The sequence below is a fragment of the Rhodococcus sp. M8 genome (assembly GCF_015654185.1).
GTDB classification, from domain to species: Bacteria; Actinomycetota; Actinomycetes; order Mycobacteriales; family Mycobacteriaceae; genus Rhodococcus; species Rhodococcus aetherivorans.
Genome location: NZ_CP064065.1, coordinates 1,331,687 through 1,357,110, shown reverse-complemented (window position 1 = coordinate 1,357,110; position 25,424 = coordinate 1,331,687). Strand labels below are relative to the sequence as shown.

At 70.8% G+C, this 25,424-nt stretch carries 23 protein-coding genes, 2 tRNA genes and 1 pseudogene; 19 read left to right on the top strand and 7 right to left on the bottom strand.

The features are described from left to right. Positions 1–142 precede the first annotated feature (142 nt). Both serA and ISO16_RS06065 read left to right on the top strand, forming a co-directional pair. Positions 143–1,735, top strand: a complete 1,593-nt coding sequence (gene serA, locus ISO16_RS06070) for a phosphoglycerate dehydrogenase (RefSeq protein ID WP_006934257.1) — start codon at positions 143–145, stop codon at positions 1,733–1,735. Positions 1,736–1,815: 80 nt separating this feature from the next. After that, positions 1,816–2,826 (top strand): 3-isopropylmalate dehydrogenase, encoded by a 1,011-nt coding sequence (locus ISO16_RS06065; RefSeq protein WP_029544413.1) that lies wholly within the window; start codon positions 1,816–1,818, stop codon positions 2,824–2,826. A 45-nt stretch (positions 2,827–2,871) separates the two neighbouring features. Here the strand turns inward: ISO16_RS06065 and ISO16_RS06060 are convergent, their stop codons facing one another. Continuing rightward, on the bottom strand, positions 2,872–4,044 hold the full coding sequence (locus ISO16_RS06060) for an MFS transporter (protein ID WP_006934259.1): 1,173 nt from the start codon (positions 4,042–4,044) through the stop codon (positions 2,872–2,874). Between the two features lie 114 nt (positions 4,045–4,158). On the opposite strand from ISO16_RS06060, the gene ISO16_RS06055 reads away from it, so the two are divergent. The 4 genes from ISO16_RS06055 (at position 4,159) to ISO16_RS06040 (ending at position 6,903) form a co-directional block, all read left to right on the top strand. Next, entirely contained in the window at positions 4,159–4,935 is a 777-nt protein-coding gene (locus ISO16_RS06055) for a fumarylacetoacetate hydrolase family protein (RefSeq protein WP_006934260.1), read from the top strand. Positions 4,936–5,015: 80 nt separating this feature from the next. Then, positions 5,016–6,488 carry a glutamate--tRNA ligase gene (gene gltX / locus ISO16_RS06050; RefSeq protein ID WP_072635513.1) on the top strand — a complete coding sequence of 491 codons (1,473 nt, stop codon included), beginning with the start codon at positions 5,016–5,018 and terminating at the stop codon, positions 6,486–6,488. Positions 6,489–6,660: 172 nt separating this feature from the next. Then, positions 6,661–6,732: transfer RNA gene (locus ISO16_RS06045), tRNA-Gln, on the top strand. A 95-nt stretch (positions 6,733–6,827) separates the two neighbouring features. Beyond that, a tRNA-Glu gene (locus tag ISO16_RS06040) sits at positions 6,828–6,903 on the top strand. A 53-nt stretch (positions 6,904–6,956) separates the two neighbouring features. Here ISO16_RS06040 and ISO16_RS06035 read toward each other — a convergent pair. The 3 genes from ISO16_RS06035 to ISO16_RS06025 are packed head-to-tail and all read right to left on the bottom strand — an operon-like array spanning position 6,957 to position 8,458. Continuing rightward, entirely contained in the window at positions 6,957–7,124 is a 168-nt protein-coding gene (locus ISO16_RS06035; RefSeq protein ID WP_006934262.1) for a DUF5302 domain-containing protein, read from the bottom strand. Positions 7,125–7,173: 49 nt separating this feature from the next. Beyond that, complete coding sequence (locus ISO16_RS06030) at positions 7,174–7,716, bottom strand: pyridoxamine 5'-phosphate oxidase family protein (protein WP_006934263.1); 543 nt, start codon at positions 7,714–7,716, stop codon at positions 7,174–7,176. 37 nt (positions 7,717–7,753) lie between these two features. Continuing rightward, positions 7,754–8,458: an IclR family transcriptional regulator gene (locus tag ISO16_RS06025; RefSeq protein ID WP_029544405.1), complete on the bottom strand. Its 705-nt coding sequence runs from the start codon at positions 8,456–8,458 to the stop codon at positions 7,754–7,756. Between the two features lie 130 nt (positions 8,459–8,588). On the opposite strand from ISO16_RS06025, the gene leuC reads away from it, so the two are divergent. The 3 genes from leuC to ISO16_RS06010 all read left to right on the top strand — a co-directional run bounded on the left by leuC (position 8,589) and on the right by ISO16_RS06010 (position 11,532). Continuing rightward, a complete protein-coding gene (leuC, locus tag ISO16_RS06020) occupies positions 8,589–10,007 on the top strand; it encodes a 3-isopropylmalate dehydratase large subunit (RefSeq protein ID WP_029544403.1) in 1,419 nt (472 codons plus the stop codon). A gap of 25 nt (positions 10,008–10,032) precedes the next feature. Further along, on the top strand, positions 10,033–10,629 hold the full coding sequence (gene leuD, locus ISO16_RS06015; RefSeq protein WP_072635512.1) for a 3-isopropylmalate dehydratase small subunit: 597 nt from the start codon (positions 10,033–10,035) through the stop codon (positions 10,627–10,629). A 168-nt stretch (positions 10,630–10,797) separates the two neighbouring features. Continuing rightward, positions 10,798–11,532, top strand: a complete 735-nt coding sequence (locus ISO16_RS06010; RefSeq protein WP_043796505.1) for an HU family DNA-binding protein — start codon at positions 10,798–10,800, stop codon at positions 11,530–11,532. A 98-nt stretch (positions 11,533–11,630) separates the two neighbouring features. Here ISO16_RS06010 and ISO16_RS06005 read toward each other — a convergent pair whose 3' ends face one another. The 3 genes and pseudogenes from ISO16_RS06005 to cofC all read right to left on the bottom strand — a co-directional run bounded on the left by ISO16_RS06005 (position 11,631) and on the right by cofC (position 15,524). After that, positions 11,631–12,569, bottom strand: a complete 939-nt coding sequence (locus ISO16_RS06005) for an NUDIX hydrolase (RefSeq protein ID WP_029544399.1) — start codon at positions 12,567–12,569, stop codon at positions 11,631–11,633. Between the two features lie 8 nt (positions 12,570–12,577). Then, positions 12,578–14,794, bottom strand: coding sequence for an RNA degradosome polyphosphate kinase (locus ISO16_RS06000; protein ID WP_029544397.1), 2,217 nt, complete (start codon positions 14,792–14,794; stop codon positions 12,578–12,580). A gap of 50 nt (positions 14,795–14,844) precedes the next feature. After that, positions 14,845–15,524: pseudogene (cofC, locus tag ISO16_RS05995) on the bottom strand (2-phospho-L-lactate guanylyltransferase). A gap of 115 nt (positions 15,525–15,639) precedes the next feature. On the opposite strand from cofC, the gene ISO16_RS05990 reads away from it, so the two are divergent. The 10 genes from ISO16_RS05990 to octT all read left to right on the top strand — a co-directional run bounded on the left by ISO16_RS05990 (position 15,640) and on the right by octT (position 25,421). Next, on the top strand, positions 15,640–16,638 hold the full coding sequence (locus tag ISO16_RS05990; RefSeq protein ID WP_006933747.1) for an NAD(P)H-dependent glycerol-3-phosphate dehydrogenase: 999 nt from the start codon (positions 15,640–15,642) through the stop codon (positions 16,636–16,638). A 4-nt stretch (positions 16,639–16,642) separates the two neighbouring features. Further along, entirely contained in the window at positions 16,643–17,764 is a 1,122-nt protein-coding gene (locus ISO16_RS05985) for a cystathionine gamma-lyase (RefSeq protein ID WP_072635510.1), read from the top strand. 49 nt (positions 17,765–17,813) lie between these two features. After that, positions 17,814–18,920: a D-alanine--D-alanine ligase family protein gene (locus tag ISO16_RS05980; protein WP_006933750.1), complete on the top strand. Its 1,107-nt coding sequence runs from the start codon at positions 17,814–17,816 to the stop codon at positions 18,918–18,920. Between the two features lie 63 nt (positions 18,921–18,983). Continuing rightward, a complete protein-coding gene (locus tag ISO16_RS05975) occupies positions 18,984–20,288 on the top strand; it encodes a glutamate-5-semialdehyde dehydrogenase (protein WP_029544392.1) in 1,305 nt (434 codons plus the stop codon). An 80-nt stretch (positions 20,289–20,368) separates the two neighbouring features. Beyond that, positions 20,369–21,250 (top strand): AAA family ATPase, encoded by an 882-nt coding sequence (locus ISO16_RS05970; RefSeq protein ID WP_006933754.1) that lies wholly within the window; start codon positions 20,369–20,371, stop codon positions 21,248–21,250. A gap of 1 nt (position 21,251) precedes the next feature. After that, positions 21,252–22,703 carry a vWA domain-containing protein gene (locus ISO16_RS05965; RefSeq protein ID WP_072635509.1) on the top strand — a complete coding sequence of 484 codons (1,452 nt, stop codon included), beginning with the start codon at positions 21,252–21,254 and terminating at the stop codon, positions 22,701–22,703. A gap of 19 nt (positions 22,704–22,722) precedes the next feature. Further along, entirely contained in the window at positions 22,723–23,505 is a 783-nt protein-coding gene (nadD, locus tag ISO16_RS05960) for a nicotinate-nucleotide adenylyltransferase (protein ID WP_080688406.1), read from the top strand. Further along, complete coding sequence (rsfS, locus tag ISO16_RS05955) at positions 23,502–24,011, top strand: ribosome silencing factor (RefSeq protein WP_075288605.1); 510 nt, start codon at positions 23,502–23,504, stop codon at positions 24,009–24,011. Before nadD ends, rsfS begins: the two co-directional genes overlap by 4 nt. Next, a complete protein-coding gene (locus tag ISO16_RS05950; protein ID WP_006933762.1) occupies positions 24,008–24,661 on the top strand; it encodes a histidine phosphatase family protein in 654 nt (217 codons plus the stop codon). Before rsfS ends, ISO16_RS05950 begins: the two co-directional genes overlap by 4 nt. Then, complete coding sequence (gene octT, locus ISO16_RS05945; RefSeq protein ID WP_043797381.1) at positions 24,648–25,421, top strand: diglucosylglycerate octanoyltransferase; 774 nt, start codon at positions 24,648–24,650, stop codon at positions 25,419–25,421. The genes ISO16_RS05950 and octT overlap by 14 nt, the downstream gene beginning before the upstream one ends. Positions 25,422–25,424 lie beyond the last annotated feature (3 nt).

The following is a 25,424-nucleotide window of genomic DNA, read 5'->3' as shown; positions in this document are numbered from 1 at the left end:
GTAGGCAACCCATTCCGGGGCCGTGGCCCCGGGGCCACGGCCCGGGCACTAAACTGAGCCCGGTCACGGCTGCATTCGCGCACCTCGGGGTGCGGCGCCGTCGACGACCCGTCAGACAAACCAACCACAGGGGAGTTCGCACGTGAGCCAGAATGGCCGTCCCGTTGTCCTGATCGCCGACAAGCTGGCGCAGTCGACCGTCGATGCGCTCGGTGACGGTGTCGAGGTGCGCTGGGTCGACGGTCCGGACCGTCCCGCGCTGCTCGCGGCGGTGCCCGAGGCGGACGCCCTGCTGGTCCGTTCGGCGACCACGGTCGACGCCGAGGTCCTCGCCGCCGCCACGAGGCTGAAGATCGTCGGTCGCGCCGGCGTCGGCCTCGACAACGTCGACATCCCGGCCGCCACCGAGCGCGGTGTGATGGTCGTCAACGCTCCGACGTCCAACATCCATTCGGCCGCCGAGCACGCCGTGGCGCTGCTGATGGCCACGGCCCGGCAGATCCCCGCCGCCGACCGCACCCTGCGTGAGCGCACCTGGAAGCGTTCGAGCTTCAACGGCACCGAGATCCTGGGCAAGACCGTCGGCGTCGTCGGTCTGGGCCGGATCGGGCAGCTCTTCGCGCAGCGCCTCGCCGCCTTCGAGACCCACGTCATCGCCTACGACCCCTACCTGCCGCCGGCCCGTGCCGCCCAGCTCGGGATCGAACTGGTCGACATCGACGAGCTGATCGAGCGTGCCGACTTCATCTCCGTGCATCTGCCCAAGACCAAGGAGACGGCCGGCCTGATCAACGCCGAGCGGCTCGCGCGGGCCAAGGACGGCGTCATCATCGTCAACGCCGCCCGCGGTGGTCTCATCGACGAGGACGCCCTCCACGACGCCCTCGTCTCCGGCAAGGTTCGCGCCGCCGGCCTCGACGTCTTCCACTCCGAACCCTGCACGGACTCGAAGCTGTTCGACCTCGACAACACCGTCGTCACCCCGCACCTCGGCGCCTCCACGACCGAGGCCCAGGACCGCGCCGGAACCGACGTCGCCAAGAGCGTGCTGCTGGCCCTGGCCGGTGAGTTCGTCCCGGACGCCGTGAACGTCTCCGGCGGCCCGGTCGGCGAGGAGGTCGCACCGTGGCTCGAGCTCGTGCGCAAGCTCGGCCTGATCGCCGGCACCCTCTCGCCGGAGGCGGTGCAGAACGTGCAGGTCGTCGCCAGCGGCGAACTCTCCGCGGAGAACGTCGAGATCCTCGGCCTCGCCGCGCTGCGCGGCCTGTTCTCCGCCAGCAGCGACGAGCCGGTCACCTTCGTCAACGCCCCGGCCCTCGCCGAGCAGCGCGGCGTGAGTGTCGAGGTCGACAAGCACAGCGAGGCCTCCACCCACCGCAGCGCGGTGGAGGTCCGCGCCGTGGCCGCCGACGGTCTCGTCACCACCGTCACCGGTGCGCTGACCGGCCTGCAGCAGATCGAGAAGATCGTCAACATCAACGGCCGCAGCTTCGACCTGCGCGCCGAGGGCCACAACCTCGTCGTCCACTACGAGGATCGCCCGGGTGTGCTCGGTGTCCTCGGCACGGTCCTCGGCAACGCCGGGATCGACATCCAGGCGGCGGCACTGAGCCAGGACGTCGAGGGCCCCGGCGCCACGGTGATCCTGCGGGTCGACCGGGTCGTCGGCGACACCGAGGTCGCGCAGATCGTGGAGCGGCTCGACGCCCGCGTCGCGCAGGTCGACCTGTCCTGAACCACCCCCCGCTGTATCCGATGGCCGCGATCGTCGAGCACGGTCGCGGCCGTCGTCGCGAAGAGGAAGAGAGTGTGCCCATGAAGCTTGCGGTCATCCCCGGTGACGGCATCGGTGTCGAGGTCACGGCCGAGGCCCTCAAGGTGCTCAGGACGCTGGTCCCCGATCTCGAGACCACCGAGTACGACCTCGGTGCCCGGCGGTACAACGCCACCGGGGAACTGCTCCCGGACGCCGACCTGGCGGCGATCCGCGCGCACGACGCGATCCTGCTCGGCGCCATCGGCGACCCGTCCGTCACCCCGGGCGTGCTCGAGCGGGGCCTGCTGCTGAACATGCGGTTCGCGCTCGATCACCACGTCAACCTGCGGCCGTCGCGGCTGTACCCGGGGGCGAAGTCCCCGCTCGCGGCGCAGCCGGAGATCGACTTCGTCGTGGTGCGGGAGGGCACCGAGGGCCCCTACACCGGCAACGGCGGCGCCATCCGCGTCGGCACCCCCCACGAGATCGCCACCGAGGTCTCGGTCAACACCTGGTTCGGTGCCGAGCGCGTCGTGCGTTACGCCTTCGAGCTCGCGCAGAGCCGGCGCAAGCACCTCACCCTGATCCACAAGACCAACGTGCTCTCCAACGCCGGTGCCATCTGGACGCGTGCGGTCGAGACGGTGGGCGCGGAGTACCCGGAGGTCGAGACGGCCTACTGCCACATCGACGCCGCCACCATCTACATGGTCGACGACCCGGGCCGGTTCGACGTGATCGTGACCGACAACCTGTTCGGCGACATCATCACCGATCTCGCCGGTGCGGTCACCGGGGGCATCGGCCTGGCGGCCAGCGGCAACATCGATGCCTCCGGCACCAACCCGTCGATGTTCGAACCGGTCCACGGCAGCGCCCCGGACATCGCGGGCAAGGGCATCGCCGACCCGACCGCGGCGATCCTGTCGGTCGCCCTGCTGCTGCGCCACCTCGGCCGGGCGGACGAGGCGGCCCGGGTCGAGCGTGCGGTCGAGGCGGACCTCGCCGCCCGCGGCACGGGCCCGATCGTGACCACGGAGGTCGGCGACCGCATCGCGGCCGCCCTCTGATCCGGTCTCGGTGCGGCCTCCCGGTGTCCGGGAGGCCGCACCGGCTCATTTGCGGGGGACCAGGGGCACCGCGGCGGCCGGGATCAGCGCGGCGAGCGCGAACGCCGCGGGAAAGCCGGCCAGTGCGATGAGCCCGCCGAACGCGGGGCCCACGCACGCCGCCGCGACGAACTGGCCGGTGTTCTGGATGCCGAGCGCGCGGCCACCCCAGAACGGTCCCGCGATCTCGGCGACGGCGGTGAAGGCCAGCCCGTTCGGGGCCACCGTCGTCACCGATGCCACGATCAGCAGCGCGACGGCGACGGCCGAGTCGGTGAGCGCGGCGGCCGCGAGCGCTGCCATGGACAGCACAACCGAGAGCGCAACGAGCCGCAGCGGCCGCAGGCGGCTGCCGACCCGGTCGGACCACCCGCCGGCGGCGACGCGACCGAGCGCACCGAGGAACTGCGCGGCGGTGATGACCAGGCCCGCGGCGGACTCGGTCCAGCCGCGCTCGGAGATCAGCCACACCAGCGCGTAGGTCCACACCACGTACTGGGGCACCACCAGCAGCACCGACGCGGCGTGGATCCGTTGCAGCGACCGCCCGGCACGGTAGGGGTTGTCGAGCAGGCCGAGCTCTGCGGCCCGGCCGCGTTCCGGCCGCGGTGGGTCGACGATGCCGACCGCGCACGCCACCGCGGCGACGGCACACACCGAGGCGGAGAAGGCCAGGGCCGAGCCGATTCCGTGGTCGCGCGCGAGCGGCGGAATGGTCAACGCGGCGACGGCGACGCCGAGCGGCAGCGACATCTGCCGGATCCCCATGGCGAGACCACGCTGGTGCGGCGGGAACCAGCCGACGACGACGCGACCGCTCGCGGCGTTGGCGCTCGCCGCGGCGGCACCGCCGAGAGCGAGCATGAGCGCGAGCATCGGCAGGGTCCCGCTGGCGGCGGCTGCGGCCGTGGCCGCCGCAGCCAGTGCGAGCCCTGCGGCCAGGACCCGCCGCTCGCCGAACCGGTCGGCCAGGGCACCCCACGCGACGAGGCTGAACACGACCCCGAATATCGGCGCGGCCGAAAGTGTTCCGGCCTGGGCGAGCGTGAGTCCGCGATCCTCGTGGAGCGCGGGGATGAGGAAGGCAGCGCCGTTGACGAGGACCGCCTGGGCCGCCTGCGCGAACACGCCGAGCGCCAGGATGACCCAGCGCCGCGCGCCGATGTCCCGAACCGTCATGTGATCTCACTATCTGAAACAAAATTCCCGTATTGTGAACTTCCCGGTGGCAGCCTATACCTGCGTCCCGTGGTCCGCAGGGCCGCCAGCGGCGACACGGATAGACTCCCCGGCATGCGCCTTGGTCGAATTGCCAGCCCGGACGGTGTCGCCTTCGTCAGCATCGAGGGAGAGGGGGACGCCGCGACGGCGAAGGAGATCGCCGAACACCCCTTCGGCACCCCGACCTTCACCGGCCGCAGCTGGCCGCTCGCCGACGTCCGGCTGCTCGCGCCGATCCTGGCGAGCAAGGTGGTCTGCGTCGGCCGCAACTACGCCGCCCATGCGGCCGAATCCGGGAACGAGGTTCCCGACGAGCCGGTGATCTTCCTCAAGCCGAACACCTCCATCGTCGGCCCGGGGGCGCCGATCGTGCTCCCGCCGAGCAGCGGCCTCGTCCACCACGAGGCGGAGCTCGCCGTCGTCATCGGCCGTCCCTGCAAGGACGTTCCGGCCGCGAAGGCCCTCGACGTCGTCCTCGGCTACACCGTCGCCAACGACGTCTCCGCGCGCGACCATCAGCAGCAGGACGGGCAGTGGACGCGGGCCAAGGGGCACGACACGTTCTGTCCCCTCGGCCCGTGGATCGAGACGAACATCGATCCCTCGGATCTCGAGATCTCCGCGGAGGTCGACGGGCAGACGCGCCAGCGCAGCCGAACGTCGTTGATGGTGCACGACATTCCGAAGCTGATCGAGTGGATCTCGGCGGTGATGACGCTGCTGCCGGGCGACGTGATCCTCACCGGGACCCCGGAGGGGGTCGGGCCGATCGTCGACGGCAACACCGTCTCGATCACCGTCGAGGGCATCGGCACGCTGACGAATCCGGTGACCGCCAAGCGCAGGTAGCAGGCGGACCGCGGCTTCGCGGCCGGCACGCCCGGGACTAGCCTGGAGGGGACTTTTCGATCCCTCGACCCGAGTGAGCCATGACCAACAGCGAAGTACGCGTTCGTTTCTGTCCGTCCCCGACCGGAACCCCGCACGTGGGCCTCGTGCGCACCGCCCTGTTCAACTGGGCTTTCGCCCGTCACCACGGCGGCACCTTCGTGTTCCGCATCGAGGACACCGACGCCGCCCGCGACACCGAGGAGTCGTACCAGGCGATCCTCGACGCGCTCCGGTGGCTCGGCCTCGACTGGGACGAGGGTCCCGAGGTGGGCGGCCCGTACGAGCCGTACCGGCAGTCGCAGCGCCGCGACCTGCATCTCGACGTCGTCGCCAGGCTGCTCGAGGCGGGCGAGGCGTACGAGTCGTTCTCCACGCCCGAGGAGGTCGAGGCGCGCCACCGCGCGGCCGGCCGCGACCCGAAGCTCGGCTACGACAACCACGACCGCGATCTGACCGCGGAGCAGCGGCAGGCGTACCGCGACGAGGGGCGCAAGCCCGTGGTGCGGCTGCGCATGCCCGATCACGACCTGACGTGGAACGACCTGGTGCGCGGCGAGACCACGTTCAAGGCCGGCACCGTGCCCGATTTCGCCCTCACCCGCGGCAACGGCATCCCGCTGTACACGCTCGTAAATCCCGTCGACGATGCCCTGATGCGGATCACCCACGTGCTGCGCGGCGAGGATCTGCTCTCGTCGACCCCGCGCCAGCTCGCGCTCTACGAGGCGCTGCAGCGCATCGGCGTGACCGATTTCACGCCCGAGTTCGGCCACCTGCCGTTCGTGATGGGGCAGGGCAACAAGAAGCTCTCCAAGCGCGACCCCGAGTCCAACCTGTTCATCCACCGCGACCGTGGCTTCATCGCCGAGGGACTGCTCAACTACCTCGCGCTCCTCGGCTGGGGCCTGGCCGACGACCGTGACGTCTTCTCGCTCGACGAGATGGTCGCCGCCTTCGACATCGCCAAGGTCAACTCGAATCCGGCCCGGTTCGACCAGAAGAAGGCCGACGCCATCAACGCCGAGCACATCCGCATGCTCGAACCGGCCGACTTCGCGGCCCGGCTGAAGACATTCCTCGTGGAGCACGGGCACATCACCGATGACGTCGACGACGCCCGGTTCGCGGTGGCGGCCGAGCTGGTCCAGACCCGCATCGTGGTGCTCTCGGACGCGTGGGACCTGCTGAAGTTCCTCTACGTGGCCGAGGCCGACTTCACGCTCGACGAGGCGGCCGCGGCCAAGAACCTCGGCCCCGACGCCGCGCCCGTGCTGGACGCGACGATCGCCGCGGCCGACGGTGTGGCCGAGTGGAGCGCGGCGGCCCTCGAAGAGGCCCTCAAGGCCGCGCTGATCGACGAGCTCGGCCTCAAGCCCCGCAAGGCCTTCGCGCCGGTGCGCGTGGCGCTCACGGGCTCGCACATCAGCCCGCCCCTGTACGAGTCGATGGAACTGCTCGGCCGGGACGTCTCGCTCACGCGCCTGCGTGCCGCCCGGGCCCGCATCGCCTGAGCGGTGCCGGGCCGGCCGCGGCGCCCCCGCGGTCGGCCCGACACCGCGCAGGTTGTGGATTTACCCGCTCTGACCTGGCGATTTGTTATTGGGGGCACCCATGGTGCTAACCTTCTTCTCGGTTCGGAACGGAGGCCGCAGCGCCGCGAGGCAGGTCTTCGGAACAAGCCATTGGGGTATGGTGTAATTGGCAACACAGCTGATTCTGGTTCAGCCATTCTAGGTTCGAGTCCTGGTACCCCAGCGTCTGCCCGGTGATTTTGTCACCGAGCCTCGGCCGGTTAAGCTGGCTGAGCTTCCCGCCGCAGGGTGGGAGGAGCAACAGAGAAGAAAGTTCCTGGCCCCGTCGTCTAGCGGCCTAGGACGCCGCCCTCTCAAGGCGGTAGCGCGGGTTCAAATCCCGTCGGGGCTACCACGCGAAGGTCCCTCCGATCCACGGATCGCAGGGACCTTCGCTGTTTGTGCTCGTCATCCGCTCTTGCGCCGGAAATTGCGGCGGTGGTCGGCGCTGCCGTGCGGCGCCTGCGCCTTGGCCCTCCCGTCGAGATGGTCCGAGCCGCGACGGGCGTGCTGATTCTTGCGCTCGAGGGCTGCGCGGAACTGCTCCGCGATCCGGTCCCCGCTCGGGTCGTTCATCGCTGTCTCCCTTCCCTCACCCGGAGCTCGGTCCGGGACATCCCGGAATCTAACTTGGCAACCCGGCGTCTGTCGCCCGGTTTTCCAGGGCCTCGAACAGGTACGGTGCCGTGCTGCCGCCGATCGGCATCGCCGGCATCCCGAGCTTGCGGTGGTCCCAGGACCGGGTCCGGTCCGCGACGACCCGCACCGCGACGCGCTTGTGCATCATCTGCTCGACCGCGGGCCGCAACTCCGCGGTGTAGGGACCGGTGTAGCGTTCCCACACGCTGCGGCACACCTCGAACAGCACCTCTCGATCCTCGACCACCTCGGCATGCCCCTCGAGCGAGACGCCGCGCAGGGTGTCGTAGGTGTGGCCGTCCTCGACCAGGGCGCTGATCCGGTTGTCGCGCCGCAGATTGACCGCCTTCTGCGATTTCAGCTTCGTCTCGAACCAGATCTCGCCGTCCAGCACCGCGTACCACATCGCGACGAGGTGCGGGAGGCCGCCGGGGCCGATCGTCGCCATCGTCGCGACGCGGCTGCGTTCGAGAAAGTCGCCGATCTCGGCGTCGGTCATCGTGATCTGTGTGCGCTGGTTGGTTCCCATCCGTGCACTGTCGCACAGGAGCCGGCGGGTGGACGGGCTACTGCAGTCGCTTCTGCAGCGCGTCGGCGGCCGCCAGCAGGTCCGCGGCCCAGCGCGCCCCGGGCCGGCGGCCCATGCGGTCGACGGGTCCCGAGACGGAGATCGCGGCCACGACGGCCCCGGATGCATCGCGCACGGGGGCGGCCACCGAGGCGACCCCGGGTTCGCGTTCGGCGACGCTCTGCGCCCAGCCCCGGCGCCGGACTTCGGCGAGGACCCGCTCGCCGAATGCGGCCTCCGGCAGGATCGCCCGCTGCGTCGCGGCGTCGGCCCAGGCGAGCAGGACCCTGGCTCCGGACCCGGCGGTCATCGGCAGCCGGGCCCCCACGAGGACGGTGTCGCGCAGGCCCGTCGGGGGTTCGAGGGCCGCGACGCACACCCGGTGGGTGCCCTCCCGTCGATACAACTGCACGCTCTCGCCGGTGATCTCGCGCAGGCGCGGCAGCACGAGCGAGGCGGCGTCGACGAGTGCGTCGCCCGCGCCTGCCGACAGTTCGGCCAGACCGGGACCCGGCCGCCACTGGCCGTCACCGTCGCGGGCGAGCAGCCGGTGCACCTCGAGCCCGACCGCGAGCCGGTGGGCGGTGGCGCGGGGAAGTCCGGTGCGGGCGCACAGTTCGGTGAGAGTGCAGGGCTGCTCCGCCACTGCATGGAGGACGGCCATCGCTTTGTCCAGCACTCCGATCCCGCTATGCTGTCTCATAGGTCGATACCTCCGTCTCGCATAATGGGAAGCATAACCCACGCGGAACCGGGCGGGGACGACAGCATTCGCGGCCCGGGACAGCCCCGAGAACGGGATCCGCGTTCGTCACGTACGACAGGTGGAGAAGATGGCTGGAAAGACTCTGGCGGAGAAGGTGTGGGACCAGCACGTGGTCGTGCGCGGTACGGGAGAGGGCGCGGCGCGACAGCCGGACCTGATCTACATCGATCTGCATCTCGTGCACGAGGTCACGAGCCCGCAGGCGTTCGACGGTCTGCGGTTGGCGGATCGGCCCGTGCGGCGGCCGGACCTCACCATCGCGACCGAGGACCACAACGTGCCCACGGTCGACATCGACAAGCCCATCGCCGACCCCGTCTCGCGCACCCAGGTCGAGACGCTGCGCCGCAACTGCGAGGAGTTCGGCATCCGGCTGCATCCGATGGGTGACGTCGAACAGGGCATCGTCCACGTCGTCGGACCGCAGCTCGGCCTGACGCAGCCGGGCATGACGGTGGTGTGCGGCGACAGCCACACCTCCACCCACGGCGCCTTCGGTGCCCTGGCGATGGGCATCGGCACGAGCGAGGTCGAGCACGTGCTGGCAACTCAGACACTGTCGCTGCGCCCGTTCAAGACCATGGCGATCACCGTCGACGGCGCACTGCCGCCCGGCGTCACGAGCAAGGATCTGATCCTCGCCGTCATCGCCCGGATCGGCACCGGCGGCGGCCAGGGCTACGTGCTCGAGTACCGCGGCGAGGCGATCCGGAAGCTGTCGATGGAAGCACGGATGACCATCTGCAACATGTCCATCGAGGCGGGCGCCCGGGCCGGGATGATCGCGCCCGACGAGATCACCTACGAGTTCCTGAAGGGCCGCCCGCACGCCCCCCAGGGCGCGGACTGGGACGCCGCGGTGGCCGCGTGGGAGCAGTTGAAGACCGACGAGGACGCGGTTTTCGACGCCGAGGTCCACATCGACGGCTCGTCCCTGACGCCCTTCGTCACGTGGGGCACCAACCCCGGCCAGGGCGCGCCCCTCGGCGCGTCGGTGCCCGACCCGGAGGCGATGGCGGACGAGGGTGAGCGCCTCGCGGCCGAGAAGGCGCTGCGGTACATGGGACTCGAGCCGGGAACCCCGCTGCGTGAGGTGCCGGTCGACACCGTCTTCGTCGGCTCGTGCACCAACGGCCGGATCGAGGATCTGCGCGCCGTTGCGGAAGTTCTCCAGGGCCGCAAGGTCGCCGACGGCGTTCGTATGCTCGTCGTGCCCGGATCGATGCGCGTTCGTGCCCAAGCCGAAGCCGAAGGTCTCGGTGAGGTCTTCACGGCCGCGGGCGCGGAATGGCGCCAGGCCGGCTGCTCGATGTGTCTGGGCATGAATCCGGATCAGCTGGCGCCGGGCGAGCGCTGTGCATCGACCTCGAACCGGAACTTCGAAGGCCGCCAGGGCAAGGGCGGACGCACCCACCTCGTCTCGCCTGAGGTCGCCGCGGCGACCGCGGTGCGCGGCACTCTCTCCGCTCCGGCGGATCTGGACTAGGTCACGGGACCGAAGGAGAATCTCGATGGAAGCCTTCACCACTCACAAGGGCATCGGCGTTCCGCTGCGCCGGTCGAACGTCGACACCGACCAGATCATCCCCGCGGTGTATCTGAAGCGGGTCACTCGAAGCGGATTCGAGGACGGGCTGTTTGCCGCCTGGCGCACGGATCCGGCCTTCGTACTGAACACTCCGCCGTTCGACCGGGGCAGTGTCCTCGTGGCCGGGCCGGATTTCGGTACCGGGTCCTCCCGCGAGCACGCCGTGTGGGCGCTGTCCGATTACGGTTTCCGCGTCGTGATCTCGTCCCGCTTCGCCGACATCTTCCGGGGCAACTCCGGAAAGGCCGGACTGCTGGCCGCTCAGGTCGAGCAGCCGGACGTCGAATTGCTCTGGAAACTCATCGAACAACAGCCGGGACTGGAGCTGGAGGTCGACCTCAAGCATCGCACCGTGACCGCCGGAACCACCGTGGTGCCGTTCAGCATTGACGACTACACCCGGTGGCGTCTGCTGGAGGGTCTCGACGACATCGGGCTCACGTTACGGCAGGTAGAGGCGATTTCCGAGTTCGAAAACGCAAGGCCGTCTTGGAAACCGCGGACCCTCCCGGCGCCCTGATCCGGCCCCGAATCGGGCCTGAGCGGGCCGGATCCGACGACACGTTCGGATCCGGCCCGCCTGTAATTTGCATGAGAATTGGCGTGGCACATAGACTCTTGCCCGTTTGCGGGTCTACCGTGGACTCGAGTCGGTCTGACGGTGGACCGTTATGTGCGGAGGAATGCAATGAACAAGGCAGAGCTGATCGATGTTCTGACCGAAAAACTCGGTTCGGACAGGCGCACTGCAACGGCGGCCGTGGAGCACATGGTCGACGCGATCGTGCGCGCAGTGCACTCGGGTAAGAGCGTCACCATCACCGGCTTCGGCGTCTTCGAGCAGCGCCGCCGCGCGGCGCGGGTCGCGCGCAACCCGCGCACGGGTGAGACCGTGAAGGTCAAGCCGACGTCGGTGCCGGCGTTCCGCCCCGGCGCGCAGTTCAAGGCGGTCATCGCCGGCAGCCAGAAGCTCCCCGCGACCGGTCCGGCCGTCAAGCGGGGCGCGGCTGCCGCGGCGAAGAAGACAGCGGCCGCCAAGAAGACCGCGGCCAAGAAGACCGCGGCGGCGAAGAAGACTGCCGCCAAGGCAGCTCCGGCGAAGAAGGCGACCACGGCGGCCAAGGCTCCGGCCAAGACCACCGCGGCGAAGAAGACCACGGCGGCCAAGGCTCCGGCCAAGACCACCGCGGCCAAGAAGACCACCGCGGCGAAGAAGACCACCGCGGCCAAGGCTCCGGCCAAGACCACCGCGGCCAAGAAGACCACCGCGGCGAAGAAGACCACCGCGGCCAAGGCTCCGGCCAAGACCACCGCGGCCAAGAAGACCACCGCGGCGAAGAAGACCACCGCGGCCAAGGCTCCGGCCAAGAAGACCACCGCGGCCAAGAAGGCGCCGGCCCGGAAGGCTGCCGCCAAGAAGTAGGGCTGCTGGGAGTAGGGCTGCCGAGAACTAGGGCTGCCAACCGGATACCGTCCGTTCGGCGGCCATCGGGGGGAACCTCGATGGCCGCCGAAGCGCGTTCAGGCGGGCCCGGCGGGCAGCGGGCTGTCGATGTGGTCCACCGCGACGAGCCGGTCGCCGGCGAGCGACAGCACCCACGTGCTCCCCTTGCGGTTACGCGTGTTCGGCGCGGTGATCCCGTCGTGCTCGGCCCACCATTGCACAAGGTCCGGGATCACCTTGCCCTGGCTGCAGATCACCGGCACCCCGCCGCGCTGGGCGAGGTCGAGCACCCGCTTGCGCCCGAGTTGCGGGTCGGCGCTGTACTCCTCCTCCGTGAGGGAGGGTTCGACGGCAACGTCGATCCCGAGCCGGTCCGCGAGCGGTTGCACCGTCTGCACGCAGCGTGCCCGGTCCGCGGCGACCACGCTGTCGGCGCCGAACGCGAGCAGTTGCGGAACGAGGGCCTGGGCCTGGGCACGGCCCGCCGCGTCGAGCGGCCGGTCCCGATCGTCGCCCCGGTGATTCCTGCGGCTGCCGGCCTTGGCATGCCGCACGATCAGCACCGTCGCCGTGTCCGGCGGCAGGGCCTGGAAGCGGCGCAGCACCGTGTGGTCCATCGGGTACGACAGGGCCGCGAAGGCGTCGTCGGGTGCGAGCCAGCGCAGCTCGTCGACCTCGTCGTTGGGGGTGAACTCCCCGCTGCATTTCTCGGCGGCCCAGTAGTCCACCCGCTTGAGCTTGCGGTGACCCGGCACCGGGTAGGTGACCTTGCCGAGATACCGGCCGAGACGCGCCGAAATCCCGGTCTCCTCCTCGATCTCGCGCAGGGCGGCGACGATCGGGGTCTCGCCGGGATCGAGCTTGCCCTTGGGGAAGGACCAGTCGTCGTAACGCGGCCGGTGCACGACCGCCACGTCGAAACGGTTCCGGTCGGTCGGATTCCGTCGCCAGAGGACAGCCCCGGCGGCGAAGATGTTGGCTCGCATTGCGTTGTCGGAAACGGGGGACACCGACATCCTTCCGATCAGGAGCTACGGCTACGCATGAGCTCTTCTTGATGGTCACGGGCCGCGGTTCCGGGAGCCGGCGACGCGAGCCAGGTTCCGTCGGCCCGCAACGTCCAGCACCGGGTGGCCGGGTCGAGCGCCGACTCGAAGATCGAGTCGAGTTGCGCCGCCAGCCGGGGATCCTTCACCTGTGCCATCACCTCCACCCGGCGATCGAGGTTGCGATGCATCATGTCGGCGCTGCCGATCCAGATCTCGTCGGCTGCCCGGAAATGCAGGACGCGCGAGTGCTCCAGGAACCGCCCGAGGATGGACCGCACCGTGATGTTCTCGCTCAGTCCGGGTACTCCGGGCTTGAGCGCGCAGATGCCGCGCACGACGATCTCCACCGGCACCCCCGCGCAGGAGGCGCGGTACAGCGCGTCGATGACCTGCTCGTCGACCAGCGCATTGGCCTTCAGGCGGATCCGGGCGTCGCGACCGGCCGCGTGGTGCTCGATCTCGGCGTCGATCCGTTCGATGATGCCCGCTCGCACGCCGTGCGGGGCCACGAGCAGGTTGCGGTACTTCGCCATCCGCGAGTAACCGGTGAGCGTGTTGAACAGATCGGTCAGGTCCGCGCCGATCTCCGGGGCGGCGGTGAGCAGGCCGACGTCCTCGTAGAGCCGGGCGGTCTTCGGGTTGTAGTTGCCGGTACCGATGTGGCAGTAGCGGCGGATGAGCGAGCCCTCCCGGCGGACCACGAGGCACGTCTTGCAGTGGGTCTTGAGCCCCACCAGGCCGTACACCACGTGCACGCCGGCCTGTTCGAGCTTGCGGGCCCACTTGATGTTCGCCTGCTCGTCGAAGCGGGCCTTGATCTCCACCAGCGCCACCACCTGCTTGCCGGCCTCCGCCGCGGCGATCAGTGCGTTGACGATGGGGGAGTCGCCGGAGGTGCGGTAGAGGGTCTGCTTGATCGCGAGCACCTGGCTGTCGGCTGCGGCCTGTTCGATGAACCGTTGCACGCTGGTGGAGAAGGAGTCGTAGGGGTGGTGCACCAGCACGTCGCCCTCGCGCAGCGTCGAGAACACGCTCTTGGGGGTCTCGCGTTCGCCGAACGCGGGGTGCGTGGCCGGCACGAACGGCCGGTCCTTCAGGTCGGGGCGGTCCACGCCGTGCACCTGCCACAGGCTCGACAGGTCCAGCAGTCCCGGCAGCTGCACCACGTCGGCGGGATCGACGTCGAGCTCGCGCAGCAGCAGTTCGAGCATGTGCTCGGTCATGTCGTCGGCGACCTCGAGACGCACGGGAGAACCGAAGCGGCGACGGGCGAGTTCCCGCTCGAGCGCCTGGAGGAGATCCTCGTCGCGGTCCTCCTCGACCTCGAAGTCGGCGTTGCGCGTGACCCGGAAGGCGTGGTGCTCGACGATTTCCATGCCGGGGAACAGCACGTCGAGATGCGCCGCGATGAGTTCCTCGAGAGGCAGGAACGCGTCGATCTCGTCCGGGGAGCCTTCCCGGCGGACCCGGACGAAGCGATCGACGTTGTCCGGCACCTTCACCCGCGCGAAGTGCTCCCCGGCGGACTCCAGATCCTTCACGGTGACAGCGAGGTTGAGGCTCAGCCCGCTGATGTACGGGAACGGGTGTGCCGGATCGACCGCGAGGGGCGTCAGTACCGGGAACACCTGCTCGACGAAGTACGCGGTCAGGCGCTGTTTTTCGTCGTCGGTCAGATCCTCCCAGTCGATGATGGAAATGCCTTCGGCGGTCAGGGCGGGCAGGACCGAATCGAGGAAGACGAGAGCGTGCCGGCGCGCGATCTCCTGGGTGCTGCGCGCGATGAGCGCGAGTTGCGCTCGTGGCGACAGCCCGTCGGCGGAGCGGACCGACAGGCCGGTTTCGGCACGGCGCTTGAGGCCGGCGACGCGCACCATGTAGAACTCGTCGAGGTTCGAGGCGAAGATCGCAAGGAACTTGGCGCGTTCGAGGAGCGGCAGAGACGTGTCCTCGGCCAGCGCGAGCACTCGCGCGTTGAAGTCGAGCCAGCTCAGTTCCCGGTTGAGGTAGCGGTCCAGCGGCAAGCCGTCGGCGACCGCCTGCAGCATCGTGGCTGCGGGCGGGGCACTCGGTGCCGAGGCCGAACGGGTGGCGGTGGTGCCGTCGAGTCCGGCTCCGCCGTCGCCGGATGCCCCGGCGAACCCGGGGGGTTCGGTGTCGATGCGCTGGTCCGTGGAATCGCCGTGTTTCACACGTCGATCATCCCTCAGTTTCGGAACGGCGGACAATCCGTCGACGTACGTCAACCGAAGTCGGGATGACGAACGGGCATCGGCCATCCGATCCGCCCCAGAGCCGAGGCCGTCGCGGGCCCCACGCCCTGCGCAGTGGCGGCCTCGAGATCGGCGACGGTGTCCACGTCGAGCCGCAGTCCCGGCCAGTCCCCGGCCAGGGGGTGGGCTCCCGCCCGCACGTGACGGTGCGCCGAGTCCGGACCGAACAGCGGGTGCAGCGGTTCGGTCGTGCAGTGCAGCAGCGCCGAGGTGCCGGTGCCGGTGTGGTCCACGACGACCGCCCGGCCGACCTCGCGCGCCGCGGTCAGGGCCGCGGACAGTTCGGCGGGCCGCAGGGCCGGCAGGTCCGCGTGCAGCGCGACCAGATCCACGCCGGGCTCGCGGGACCGCACCCGCCGGGCCGCGGCGGCGAGCGCCGCATTCAGCGGATCGACGGCGGTGCCGGCCGTGTCGACGGCGGGGGATCGGCGAGCGTGTGCGCCCCCGCGCGGAGAGCCAGCGCGGCGACATCGGCGTCGGTGGTGATCACGGTGACGGCGAGCCCCTCGACCGCCAGCGCCGCGTGGAGGGTGTCGTCGAGCATCGCGAGCACCAGGGCAGCTCGGGTGCCGGGGTCGAGGACGTGCGCCAGCCGCGACTTCGCCAGGCCGAGGGCCTTGACGGGAATCAGCGCGTGCGCGGCGGTCATGGTCGTCGATTCTGCCAGTCGGCGACGAGGACGGTCGCGGGCGCGGCGGTGGGCGATACTGGAGCGGTCGCGGCGGTGGTCTGCGGACGGGATCGGACACGAGTAAGGGGACTGCGTGAGCAAGGCTGCGGTGTTGGGTGCGGGGTCGTGGGGGACGGCCTTCGCGAAGGTACTGGCGGAGGCCGGAACGGACGTGACGATCTGGGCGCGGCGCGCGGAGGTGGCCGAGGCGATCGCCGCCCGGCACGAGAACCCGGACTATCTGCCGGGCGTCGAGTTGCCCTCGACGTTGCGCGCCACCGCGGATCACCGCGTCGCACTCGACGGAGTGGACTTCCTCGTCCTCGCGGTGCCGTCGCAGACGCTGCGCGCGAATCTCGGGGCGTGGCGCGACGACATCGGTTCCGACGCGACCCTGCTGAGCCTGGCGAAAGGCATCGAGGGCGGCACCCTCATGCGGATGAGTCAGGTGATCGCCCAGGTGACCGGCGCCGAACACGACCGCATCGCGGTGTTGTCCGGGCCGAACCTCGCCCGCGAGATCGCCGATCGGCAGCCTGCCGCCACGGTGATCGCGTGTTCCGACTCCACTCGGGCGCTCGAGATTCAAAGGGCATGTGCAACAGGGTATTTCAGGCCATACACGAACACCGACGTGATCGGCTGCGAGATCGGCGGCGCGTGCAAGAACGTCATCGCGCTCGCGTGCGGCATGGCGGCCGGTGTCGGCCTCGGCGACAACACGATCGCCTCCATCATCACCCGTGGGCTGGCCGAGATCACCCGGCTGGGAACTGCGCTCGGTGCCAAGCCGACCACCCTGGCCGGGCTGGCGGGTGTCGGCGACCTCGTGGCCACGTGCACCTCGCCGCTGTCGCGTAACCGTTCGTTCGGGGAGCGACTGGGCAGGGGAGGGACGCTCGAAAGCGCCCAGGAGGCCACGCACGGCCAGGTGGCCGAGGGGGTCAAGTCGTGCACCTCCGTCCGGGCGCTGGCGGCCAGTTACGACGTGGAGATGCCGCTCACCGACGCCGTGCACCGCGTGTGCTACGAGGGCATGTCGGTGCCCGAGGCGATCGGGCTGCTGCTCGGCCGCCGGATCAAGCCGGAGTGAGACCGTGCCGGGTGACTCCACACGCTGCGTGAAAGCGGTTGCCGCCGAACATATTCCAGGGGCTCCGCTGCAACCCGGTCCGGTCCTCGCCGCCCCCTACCAGCTCGGCGCGGAGGGCACGGAGGCCGACACCTACGCCCGCGCCTCGAATCCCGGTTGGCGTGCCCTCGAATCCGCGCTGGCCGCGCTCGAGGGCGCGGCCGCGGCCCGGGTCGTCGGGTCCGGGATGTCCGCGGTCACCGTCGCGCTGCGGGCGCTGACCCGTCGCGGCGGCACCGTCGTCGTCCCCGCCGACGGGTACTACCAGGTGCGCGAATACGCGCGGGAACGCCTCGAGCCCCTCGGGATCACGGTCTACGAACTCACCGCCGCCCAGTTCGGCGACGGCAGTCTCCGCGCTGTCCTCGCCGGCGCCGGCGAGGGCGCGCTCGTGCTGGCCGAGACCCCGTCGAACCCGGGACTGGACGTCGTCGACCTGCGCGCCACCGCGGCGCTGTGCCGGACGGCCGGCGCCCTGCTGCTGGTGGACAACACCACCGCCACCCCGCTGGGGCAGCAGCCGCTCGCGCTGGGCGCGGACATCGTCGTCGCCAGCGGCACGAAATCGCTCAGCGGGCACAGCGATCTGCTGATGGGGTACCTCGCTGTCGCCGACGATGCACTCGTGCCGGCCCTCGACCGGGAGCGCCTGCTCTCCGGGACCGTCCTCGGCCCGTTCGAGACGTGGCTGGCGCACCGCAGCCTGGGCACCGCCGGGCTGCGCTTCGACCGGCAGTGCGCCAACGCGCTGGCCGCGGCGTCGATGCTGCGCGAGCATCCCGCCGTGCGCGGCGTCCGCTACCCCGGTCTGGGCGACGATCCCGCCCACCCCGTCGCCGCGGCACAGATGCGCCGGTTCGGGCCGCTGGTGACGTTCCGGCTCGACGGCGAACAGCAGTTCCACCGGTTCGTCGCGGCGAGCGAGCTCGTCACCGCCGCGACCAGTTTCGGGGGCATCCACACCACCGCCGACCGGCGCGCCCGCTGGGGCGATCCCGTACCGGCCGGCTTCGTGCGATTGTCCTGCGGGATCGAGGACACCGCCGACCTGCTCGACGATCTCGACCGCGCGCTCTCCCGGTGCTGAGCAGGACTCGGGTATCTACCGGGGCGGCGGCACCGGTACGGTTTGTGCCGTGAGCACACCCCGTATCCGGGTGGCCGTCGTCTTCGGCGGCCGCAGCAACGAACATTCCGTCTCCTGCGTTTCGGCGGGCAGCATCCTGCGCCACCTCGACCCGCAGCGTTACGAGGCCGTCCCGATCGGCATCACCACCGACGGCGCCTGGGTGCTCGCCGACACGGATCCCGAACGGCTCGCCAAGGCGGGCCGCGAGTTGCCGACCGTCGACGCGGAGGGAACGGCGCTGGTGCTCACCGCCGACCCCACTCGGGCCGGTGACATCGTCGCCCTCGACGAGGGCGAGTTCGGCAAGGTGCTCGCCTCCGTCGACGTCGTGTTCCCGGTGCTGCACGGCGCCTACGGCGAGGACGGCACGATCCAGGGGCTGCTCGAGCTCGCCGGCGTTCCGTACGTGGGACCCGGCGTGCTCGCCAGCGCCGCCGGGATGGACAAGGAGTTCACCAAGAAGCTGCTCGCGGCCGAGGGCCTGCCCGTCGGATTCCAGATCGTGCTGCGCCCCGGCGCCGCGACCCTCACCGAGGAGCAGAAACAGCGTCTCGGCCTCCCGGTCTTCGTCAAGCCCGCCCGCGGCGGCTCCTCCATCGGGATCAGCCGTGTCGCCGACTGGGCGGCGCTCGACGCGGCGATCGAGAAGGCCCGCCGGCACGACCCGAAGGTGATCGTCGAATCCGCGATCGTCGGTCGCGAGGTCGAGTGCGGCGTGCTCGAGTTCCCCGACGGCGACGTGCGCGCCAGTGTCGTCGCCGAGATCCGGATGCCCGACCCGTCCGGCGATCACGAGGCGTTCTACGACTTCGACACCAAGTACCTCGACGACGTGTGCGAGTTCGACGTGCCCGCCAAGCTCGACGACGACGTCTCCGACCGGATCCGGGAGCTCGCGGTCCGCGCCTTCCGCGCCCTCGACTGCCAGGGCCTGTCCCGCGTCGACTTCTTCGTCACGGAGGACGGGCCCGTGATCAACGAGATCAACACCATGCCCGGGTTCACGTCGATCTCGATGTACCCGCGTATGTGGGAGGCCAGCGGTCTCGAGTACCGCACGCTGCTGTCCACGCTGGTGGACACCGCCCTGGCGCGGGGGACCGGGCTGCGCTGATCCGCCCTGGCGCGGGGGACCGGGCTGCGCTGATCCGCCCGGGCGCGGACTAGTCTGGGGGCCATGACTGCCGTGACCCCTGACTCATCTGCAACCGTTTCCGGGGACGTCCGGGCGACCGGCGCCGGGGACACCCGCGAGGCCGTGCACGCCGCGGCCCGTCGCGCCCGCGTCGCCTCCCGCCGGCTCGCCCTGCTCACCACCGCGCAGAAGGACGCCGCCCTGCACGCCGCCGCGGACGCGGTGCTCGCCGCGTCCGACGCGGTGCTCGCCGCGAACGCCGAGGACATCGAGACCGCCCGCGCGGCGGGCACCGAGGAGTCCCTGCTCGACCGGCTCCGGCTGACGCAGGCCCGCGTCGAGGGCATCGCGGCGGGGCTGCGGCAGGTCGCGGGGCTGCCCGACCCGATCGGCGAGGTGGTCCGTGGCTCGACCCTGCCCAACGGCCTCGAGATCCGGCAGATGCGGGTGCCGCTCGGCGTCGTCGGGATGGTGTACGAGGCCCGGCCCAACGTCACCGTCGACGCCTTCGGCCTGGCCCTCAAGTCCGGCAACGCGGCCCTGCTGCGCGGGTCGTCGTCGGCAGCCCACTCCAACGCCGCCCTCGTCGAGGCCCTGCGCGGCGCCCTCGCGATGCAGGAGCTGCCGGAGGACGCCGTACAACTGCTGCCCAGCGCGGACCGGTCCTCGGTCACGCACCTCATCCAGGCACGCGGACTCGTCGACGTCGTCATCCCGCGCGGCGGTGCCGGCCTGATCTCCGCCGTCGTCCGCGACGCCACCGTGCCCACCATCGAGACGGGCGTGGGCAACTGCCACGTGTACGTGCACGCGTCGGCCGATCTGGACATGGCCGAGAAGATCGTCGTCAACGCCAAGACCCGCCGGCCCAGCGTGTGCAACACCGCCGAGACGATTCTGGTGGACAAGGCCGTCGCCGACACCGCCGTACCCCGGCTGCTGCAGGTGCTGCAGAACCACAGCGTCACCGTGCACGGTGACCTGCCCGGCCTCGAGCCGGCCACCGAGGCCGACTGGGCGGAGGAGTACCTGAGCCTCGACATCGCGCTCGCCGTCGTCGACGACCTCGACGCGGCCGTCGCGCACATCGACCGGTACGGCACCGGCCACACCGAGGCCATCGTCACCTCCGACCTCGCGGCGGCCCGGGAGTTCTCCGCGCGGGTCGACGCCGCAGCCGTTATGGTCAACGCCTCGACGGCGTTCACCGACGGCGAGCAGTTCGGGTTCGGTGCCGAGATCGGCATCTCCACCCAGAAGCTGCATGCCCGCGGCCCGATGGGACTGCCGGAACTCACCTCCACCAAGTGGGTGGTGTGGGGCGACGGCCACACCCGGCCGGCCTGAGGGTTCGCGACAGCGCTCGACGAGACCGGACCGGACGAGACCCGGACCCGACAGGGCCGGCCCCGACGAAAGGACACAGCGTGGACCGTGCGCTGCCGACCACCCCGCCGATCTTCGCCGACGTCGACGAGGTGATCGACCGCCTCGCCGAGACCGGATACCTCGCCGACAAGGCCACGGCCACCGCGGTGTTCCTCGCCGACCGCCTCGGCAAGCCGCTGCTCATCGAGGGCCCCGCCGGGGTGGGCAAGACCGAGCTCGCCCGGGCGGTGGCGCAGACCTCCGGCGCCGAGCTGGTGCGGCTGCAGTGCTACGAGGGTGTCGACGAGTCGCGGGCGCTGTACGAGTGGAACCACGCCAAGCAGATCCTGCGGATCCAGGCCGGCACCGACCATTCCTGGGACGCGACGAAGCAGGACGTGTTCTCCGAGGAGTTCCTCCTGCCGCGCCCGCTGCTGACCGCCATCCGCCGGGAGGATCCGACGGTGCTCCTGGTCGACGAGGTCGACAAGGCGGACGTGGAGATCGAGGGTCTGCTGCTCGAGGTGCTCAGCGATTTCGCGGTGACCGTGCCCGAGCTCGGCACCATCAGCGCCACCCGCAAGCCCTTCACGGTGCTCACCTCGAACGCGACGCGGGAGCTGTCCGAGGCACTCAAGCGACGCTGCCTGTTCCTGCACCTCGACTTCCCCGACGCCGACCTCGAGCGCCGCATCCTGGCGAGCCGGGTACCGGAGCTGCCCGAGACGGTCGCCGAGCAGCTCGTGCGCACGGTCCGGGTGCTGCGCGGCATGCAGCTCAAGAAGCTGCCGTCGGTGGCGGAGACGATCGACTGGGGCCGCACGCTGCTCGCCCTGGGCCTCGACACCCTCGACGACGCCGCCGTGCGGGCCACGCTCGGGGTGATCCTCAAACACCAGTCCGATCAGCTGCGGGCCGCGGCCGAGCTGCGGTTGAACTGACATGGCCGGGGCACGCCCGCCGGTGCGGGACCAGGGGCCGTCGGCGCCGCACGGCCTGCCCGGCCACCTGGTCGGGTTCGTCGAGGCACTGCGCCGCCGCGGCATTCCCGTAGGACCGTCCGAGACCGTCGATGCCGGCCGGGTCATGTCGGTGCTCGACCTGCTCGACCGGGACGCCCTCCGCGAGGGGCTGGCGTGCGCGCTGCTGCGCCGGCCCACCCACCGCCCGACCTTCGATGCCCTGTTCGACCTGTGGTTCCCGGCAGCGGTCGGCCGCCGCGAGGCCGGCGGGATCGATCCGGCGCTGCCGCGCACCCCGGACGGCGAGATCGACTTCGAGGCGCTGCGGGATCTGATCGCCGAGATACTCGCCGACGACTCCGCCGACGCGGTCGAGCTCGTCGAGCTGCTGACCGCGCAGATCGTCGAGGAGCTGGGGCAGTACACCTCGGGCAACGGACCGTCGTTCTCGGCGTACCAGGCGCTGCGCCAGGTGTCGCCCGAAACGCTGGTCTCGAAGATCCTCGAGGGCCTGCTCGGCAACGCCGGCCCGGAGGAGCGGGATCAGGACACCGAGTACGCCACCGAGGTGGCGCGCCGCACGGCGGCGCGCCGAGTGGCGGATTTCCGGGCCATGGTCGAGCGCGAGACGCGTCGCCGCACCGCCGAACAGGTCGGACGCGACCGCGTCGCCACCTACGGGGTGCCCAAGCTCGCCGAGGAGGTCGACTTCCTGCGTGCCACCGACGCCGAGCTCACCGCGCTGCGCCGCAGCGTCACCCCGCTGGCGCGGCTGCTGGCGAGCCGGCTCGCCGCGCGCCGGCGGCGGGCCCGCGCGGGAGCGATCGACCTGCGCCGGACGCTGCGCAAGTCGATGTCCACCGGCGGGGTGCCCATCGACCTGGTCAACCGCAAGCCGCGCCCGGCCCGTCCGGAGCTGGTGGTGCTCTGCGACGTCTCCGGGTCGGTCGCCGGCTTCTCCCACTTCACCCTGCTGCTCGTGCATGCCCTGCGCGAGCAGTTCTCCCGCGTCCGGGTGTTCGCGTTCATCGACAGCACCGACGAGGTCACCCACCACTTCTCCGCCGGCGCCGACCTCGGGGCCGCCATGTCGCGGATGCTGCGCGAGGCCGAGCTGATCGCCTACGACGGCCACTCCGACTACGGTCACGCGCTGGGCGTGTTCACCGAGCGGTACGCGCACAGCCTCACCAGCCGCAGCTCCCTGCTCGTGCTCGGCGACGCGCGGACCAACTACCGCGATCCCAACCTCGGCGCCCTCGAGCACCTGGTGGCCGTCGCCCGGCACGCCCACTGGCTCAACCCGGAACCCCGCGGCCAATGGGGAACCGGAGATTCGGCGGCGAAGACGTACGGCGAGGTGATCACGATGCACGAGTGCCGGTCCGCGCAGCAGCTCGCGCAGGTGGTGGCGGGCCTGCTGCCGGTGTGAACCCGTAAGCTGGACAATCGTGCATGAGCCATCCGCCCCGAATCCGGCGCCGCGACGTCGCGACGGTGACACACGACACGGCGTCGGTGACACACGACGTCGCGTCGGTGTCATGGGCGGCACCTTCGACCCCATCCACCACGGGCACCTCGTCGCAGCCAGCGAGGTGGCCGACCGGTACGACCTCGACGAGGTCGTGTTCGTGCCCACCGGACAGCCGTGGCAGAAGTCGGGGAGCGAGGTCAGCACGGCCGAGGACCGCTATCTGATGACGGTCATCGCGACCGCCTCGAATCCGCGGTTCTCCGTCAGCCGGGTCGACATCGAGCGGGACAAGGCCACCTACACTGTCGACACGCTGCGCGACCTGCGTTCGCTGATGCCCGACGCCCAGCTGTACTTCATCACCGGCGCCGACGCGATCGCCTCGATCCTGTCGTGGCAGAACTGGACCGAATTGTTCGAGCTGGCCCGGTTCGTGGGAGTGTCGCGTCCGGGCTACGACCTGCACGTCGAGCATCTCGCCGAACACCTCGAGAAGCTGCCCGCCGACACCGTCGGTCTCGTCGAGATCCCCGCGCTGGCGATCTCCTCGACCGACTGCCGGACGCGGGTGCGTGACCACAGGCCCATCTGGTACCTGGTGCCGGACGGGGTGGTGCAGTACATCACCAAGCGCAACCTGTACCGGCCCGCGAACTCGCGGCGCCTCGACGGGGCGGCGACCGTGTCATATCCCCACGCCGAGTCCCACCCCCACCCCGAGTCCCACCCCCACCCCGAGAGGAAGACCACGCAGTGACGGCAACTGCAGAAGCCATCGAGATGGCACGCATCGCGGCCCGCGCGGCCGACGAGAAACTGGCCACCGATGTCGTGGTGCTGGACGTGTCCGAGCAACTGGTCATCACCGACTGCTTCGTGATCGCCTCCGCGGCCAACGAGCGTCAGGTCAACGCCATCGTCGACAACGTCGAGGAGAAGCTGCGGCTGGCAGGCCACAAGCCCGTGCGGCGCGAGGGCACCCGCGAGGGTCGCTGGACGCTGCTGGACTACGTCGACGTGGTGGTACACATCCAGCACGACGACGAACGCAACTTCTACGCCCTCGACCGGCTGTGGAAGGACTGCCCGGTGATCACCGTCGACGGCATCGGCGCTCCCGCGCCGGCCGACGACACCGGCGCGGGGTCGCCCGCGGCCGACGACACCGGCGCGGGGTCGCCCGCGGCCGACGACACCGGCGCGGGGTCGCCCGCGGCCGACGACACCACGCCCACCGCGGACGACACGCCGGGCGACCGGTGACCCATCGGGTACCGGTCCGGCGCCTGATCCTGGTGCGTCACGGGCAGACCGAGTACAACGCCACCAGCCGGATGCAGGGGCAGCTCGATACCGAGCTGTCCGAGCTGGGGCGGCGTCAGGCCGTGGCCGCCGCCCGGATCCTCGTCGAGCACCGGCCCGTGGCGATCGTCTCCTCCGATCTGCGGCGCGCCTACGACACCGCCGTCGAACTCGGTGACCAGGCCGGCCTGCCGGTGGCGATCGATCCGCGGCTGCGCGAGACCCACCTCGGCCGGTGGCAGGGCCTGACCCACCACGACGTGGACTCGGTGTCCCCGGGGGCGCGGGCAGCGTGGCGGGCCGACGCCACCTGGGCGCCTCCCGAGGGGGAGAGCCGGGTCGACGTGGCCCGGCGCAGCGCCCCGGTGATCCAGGAACTTCTCGACAAACACGAGCAGTGGGTGCAGCGGCCGATCATCGTCGTCGCGCACGGCGGACTGATCGCGGCACTGACCGCCGCACTGCTCGATCTCCCGGTCGACCGGTGGCCGGTCCTCGGCGGACTCGGCAACACCGGTTGGGTCCAGCTCAGCGGATACGGGGACCAGCCCGCGTGGCGGCTCGACGTGTGGAACGCGACGGCTACGGTGGCGGCCGATGACGTCCTCTGACCCACGGCCGGTGGCCGGGCCGCAGCGGCCGACGCTGCTCGTGATCGGTGACTCGCTCAGCTACTACGGTCCGAAGGGCGGACTGCCGGCGGACCATCCGCGGATCTGGCCGAACATCGTGGCGCGGGAACTCGACTGGGACGTCGAACTCGTCGCGCGGATCGGGTGGACGACACGCGACGCGTGGTGGGCGATGACGCAGGATCCACGCGTGTGGGCGACGATCCCGCGGGCCGGTGCCGTCGTGCTGGCCGTGGGCGGCATGGACACCCTGCCGTCCCCTCTGCCGACGGCGCTGCGGGAGACCCTGCGCTACGTGCGGCCGCCGCGCCTGCGCCGCGTCGTGCGGGAGACCTACGGATGGCTGCAGCCCCGGCTCTCGCCCCTCGGCTGGCCGGTGGCCCTGCCGCCCCGGGTCAGCGTGGACTACCTCGAAACCATCCGCGCGTCGCTGGCGTACATGCGGCCGGACCTGCCCGTGATCGGCACGCTGCCGTCGGTGCATCGCAGCGAGCAGTACCGCGCCGTGCACCGCGGCCGTCCCGCCGCGGCCCGGGCGATCAACCGCTGGGCGTCCGAAAAGTCGGTTCCCCTGGTCGATCTCGGTGAGGCCGTGCACGCGGACATCCACTCCGGCGCGGCGAACCCGGACGGCATCCACTGGGGCTGGGACGGGCACAGCGAGGTGGCCGCCGCGGTTCTCGAGGCGGTACGGATGGTGCGCCGGGATGCGCGCGCCGCCGCGGAGGACATACGGTAGGCG

Coding starts and splice junctions, on each gene's coding strand:
- octT (WP_043797381.1), top strand. CDS start 24,648: ATGACGTCCTCTGACCCACGGCCGGTGGCCGGGCCGCAGCGGCCGACG.
- ISO16_RS06055 (WP_006934260.1), top strand. CDS start 4,159: ATGCGCCTTGGTCGAATTGCCAGCCCGGACGGTGTCGCCTTCGTCAGC.
- ISO16_RS06025 (WP_029544405.1), bottom strand. CDS start 8,458: ATGAGACAGCATAGCGGGATCGGAGTGCTGGACAAAGCGATGGCCGTC.
- leuC (WP_029544403.1), top strand. CDS start 8,589: ATGGCTGGAAAGACTCTGGCGGAGAAGGTGTGGGACCAGCACGTGGTC.
- gltX (WP_072635513.1), top strand. CDS start 5,016: ATGACCAACAGCGAAGTACGCGTTCGTTTCTGTCCGTCCCCGACCGGA.
- ISO16_RS05975 (WP_029544392.1), top strand. CDS start 18,984: ATGACTGCCGTGACCCCTGACTCATCTGCAACCGTTTCCGGGGACGTC.
- ISO16_RS06030 (WP_006934263.1), bottom strand. CDS start 7,716: ATGGGAACCAACCAGCGCACACAGATCACGATGACCGACGCCGAGATC.
- ISO16_RS06005 (WP_029544399.1), bottom strand. CDS start 12,569: ATGTCGGTGTCCCCCGTTTCCGACAACGCAATGCGAGCCAACATCTTC.
- ISO16_RS06065 (WP_029544413.1), top strand. CDS start 1,816: ATGAAGCTTGCGGTCATCCCCGGTGACGGCATCGGTGTCGAGGTCACG.
- ISO16_RS06035 (WP_006934262.1), bottom strand. CDS start 7,124: ATGAACGACCCGAGCGGGGACCGGATCGCGGAGCAGTTCCGCGCAGCC.
- leuD (WP_072635512.1), top strand. CDS start 10,033: ATGGAAGCCTTCACCACTCACAAGGGCATCGGCGTTCCGCTGCGCCGG.
- ISO16_RS06010 (WP_043796505.1), top strand. CDS start 10,798: ATGAACAAGGCAGAGCTGATCGATGTTCTGACCGAAAAACTCGGTTCG.
- ISO16_RS05965 (WP_072635509.1), top strand. CDS start 21,252: ATGGCCGGGGCACGCCCGCCGGTGCGGGACCAGGGGCCGTCGGCGCCG.
- ISO16_RS06060 (WP_006934259.1), bottom strand. CDS start 4,044: ATGACGGTTCGGGACATCGGCGCGCGGCGCTGGGTCATCCTGGCGCTC.